The organism is Aeromicrobium sp. (assembly GCF_036675695.1).
In the GTDB taxonomy this organism is placed as follows: Bacteria; Actinomycetota; Actinomycetes; order Propionibacteriales; family Nocardioidaceae; genus Aeromicrobium.
Genome location: NZ_JAKFEL010000133.1, coordinates 1 through 2,759 on the forward strand (window position 1 = coordinate 1; position 2,759 = coordinate 2,759).

The window sequence follows — 2,759 nt, forward strand, 5'->3', positions numbered from 1 at the left end:
GTGCGGCAAGGGACCTGGCTTCGGCCACAACGTCTCCCACTCGCACCGACGCACGAAGCGTCGTTTCGATCCCAACATCCAGCGTGTACGCGCTGTGGTTGAGGGCACCCCGAAGCGCGTCAATGTCTGCACGTCGTGCCTCAAGGCCGGCAAGGTCAGCCGCTAACTCGTTTCGTTGTACTCCGGTGGTCCCACGGATCGCCGTCTAGAGTCTTCTCGTGACCAACGAGACCAACTCCCGAGTACACGCCTTCACCGATGACGCTCTCGGCGACCTCGACGCAGTCGGGATCGCCGCTGCCATTGCTGCAGGCACCATCAGCGCGCGCGAAGCCGCAGAGGCCGCGATCGCCCGCGCCGAGGCCGTCAACCCGGCCATCAACGCCATTCAAGTACCCGACTTCGATCGGGCGCTGAAGGCCGCCGACAACCCCGCTCCCGGACTCCTGTCAGGCGTGCCCAGCTTCGTCAAGGACAACACCCATTTCGAGGGCCTCACCACAGACCAGGGCTCGCTCGCGGTGAAGTCACGCGTGGCAACCGCACATGAGCCGTTCACCGAGCAGTTCCTCGCTGCCGGAGTGACCGTGCTCGGCAAGTCGACGATGCCCGAGTTCGGCTTCAACGCCAGCACCGAGTACGCGACGCTGCCGCCGACCCGCAACCCGTGGAACACGGGCTACTCGGCCGGCGCCTCCTCAGGCGGCGCCGCAGCGCTCGTCGCCTCCGGCGTCGTACCGATCGCCCACGCCAACGACGGCGGCGGCTCGATCCGTATCCCCGCCGCGGCATGCGGTCTCGTCGGCCTCAAGCCCACGCGAGGTCGAGTCGTACCCGCGCTTGAGGCAGCCAAGCTGCCCGTCGACATCATCTCCAACGGTGTCGTGACCCGATCCGTACGCGATACGGCGCATTTCATGGCCGCTACGCAGGCACACCACCCCGCTGTCGGCCTGCCAAAGCTCGGACTCGTCGAAGGTCCCTCGGACCGACGTCTGAAGATCGGTTTGATCGTCGACTCGATCACCGGCGTTCCCACCGATGACGACACCCGCAAGGCTGTCGAGCACACCGCCGGCCTGCTCACCTCGCTTGGCCACGACGTCGTGGAGGTTGAGCTCCCGGTCGACCAGAAGTTCATGAACGACTTCAAGCACTACTGGGCGATGCTGGCGTTCTCGACACAACACTTCGGCAAGCGGGTCATGAGCCCCGACTTCGACAAGACCCTCACCGATCCGTTCACGCGCGGGCTCGCCAAGACCTTCAAGCGCAACGCCTGGCGTACACCAGCTGCGATCCGTGGCCTGAAGCGGTCGACGCAGATCTATCACCAGGCCTTCGCGGACGTCGACGTGATCCTGTCGCCGACGCTTGCGTATGTCACGCCCGAGCTGGGCCACCTGTCCCCCGCCGTCGACTTCCCCGTCGTCTTCGAGCGCCTGATCCAGTACGCAGCGTTCACGCCGCTCAACAACGCCTCGGGTGGTCCGGCCATCTCGCTGCCGCTGGGTCGTTCGTCTGCCGACATGCCGATCGGCATCCACATCTCGGCCGATCATGGTGACGAGCAGACGCTCCTGGAGATCGCGTACGAGCTCGAAGCTGCCCAGCCCTTCGCCAAGATCCAGGGTTGAGCTCAGCGCCAGTGTTGGTGGCCCGCTGGGCCTTCGTACGGCTTGCCGTCGACGGTGACACCCGAACCATCGGAGACGACGCCGATTTGAGTCCAACCCTTCGGCAGGGTCGTCTCGGAGCTGAACGTCGCGACCAGCGCGTAGTCGTCGCCGCCCGTGAGGATGAACGCCGTGCCGTCAGTGCCGAGGGCTTCGCCGACCGTCACAACCGGCTCGGGAAGCGTGAAGGCTGAAGAGGTCACGTCAATGGCGACTCCGCTGGACTCGGCGATGTGACCGAGGTCTGCGAGCAGCCCATCACTCACATCCGTCATCGCCGTCGCGCCGGCATTCGCAGCTTGCGGTCCAGCCGCGTACGGCGGGCTGGGGATTCGGTGCGCATCCACGGCTGCCCGCGGCGAGCGGAAGCCGCGACTGAGCGCCGCGAAACCGGCACCGGCGAGACCGAGCTGGCCTGCGAACGCGACAACGTCGCCCGGCAGCGCCCCATCGCGACGCACCGGTCGTATGGCGTCGCCGAGCGCGGTCACCGCAAGGACGATCAGGTCGGACGCCGTGACGTCACCGCCAATGATGTGTGCGCCGACCTTGGAGCATTCCTCCTCGAACCCACGTACCATCTCGACCGCCCACGACACCGGCAGGTCGGCGGGAGCCCCGAAGCCGATCGTCAGCCCCGTCGCCACACCACCCATGGCATTGATGTCCGAAAGGTTGCATGCGGCCGCCTTGCGACCGATCTCGTACGGGCTCGACCAGTCGCGACGGAAGTGCCGGTTCTCGACCAGCAGGTCGGTCGAGACGAGGACGTTGCCGTCAGCGGTTGCCAGATGCGCGGCGTCATCGCCGGGCCCGATCAACACGTTCTTGCTGGTGCCGATGCCCTTGCGGATCAGTTCGATCAGCCCGAATTCGCCAACCTCGCCGACTGTCGGTTCACCACCCGCACCAGAGTCCATAGGGGCATTGTGGCGCAGGTAGCGGGTCGGACGCGGGACCCATCGGATACCGTGGCAAGTCTCGCCCCCACGAAGGAGTTTCACGATGGCTGTTCAGGCCTACATCCTCGTCCAGACCGAGGTCGGCAAAGCGGCCGATGTCGCCCGGGCGATTGCAGACATA

At 66.0% G+C, this 2,759-nt stretch carries 3 protein-coding genes; 2 read left to right on the forward strand and 1 reads right to left on the reverse strand.

From position 1 onward, the window contains the following. Positions 1 to 166: 50S ribosomal protein L28 (gene rpmB, locus V6M39_RS08590; RefSeq protein WP_332643407.1), on the forward strand; the 166-nt coding region annotated here is incomplete at its 5' end. Positions 167 to 218: 52 nt separating this feature from the next. Then, a complete protein-coding gene (locus V6M39_RS08595; RefSeq protein ID WP_332643405.1) occupies positions 219 to 1,637 on the forward strand; it encodes an amidase in 1,419 nt (472 codons plus the stop codon). Between the two features lie 2 nt (positions 1,638 to 1,639). Here V6M39_RS08595 and V6M39_RS08600 read toward each other — a convergent pair whose 3' ends face one another. After that, entirely contained in the window at positions 1,640 to 2,596 is a 957-nt protein-coding gene (locus V6M39_RS08600) for a thiamine-phosphate kinase (RefSeq protein ID WP_332643406.1), read from the reverse strand. Positions 2,597 to 2,759 lie beyond the last annotated feature (163 nt).

Excerpts from the sequence above, each read along its gene's own strand:
- V6M39_RS08600 (WP_332643406.1), bottom strand. The coding sequence starts at position 2,596 with ATGGACTCTGGTGCGGGTGGTGAACCGACAGTCGGCGAGGTTGGCGAA.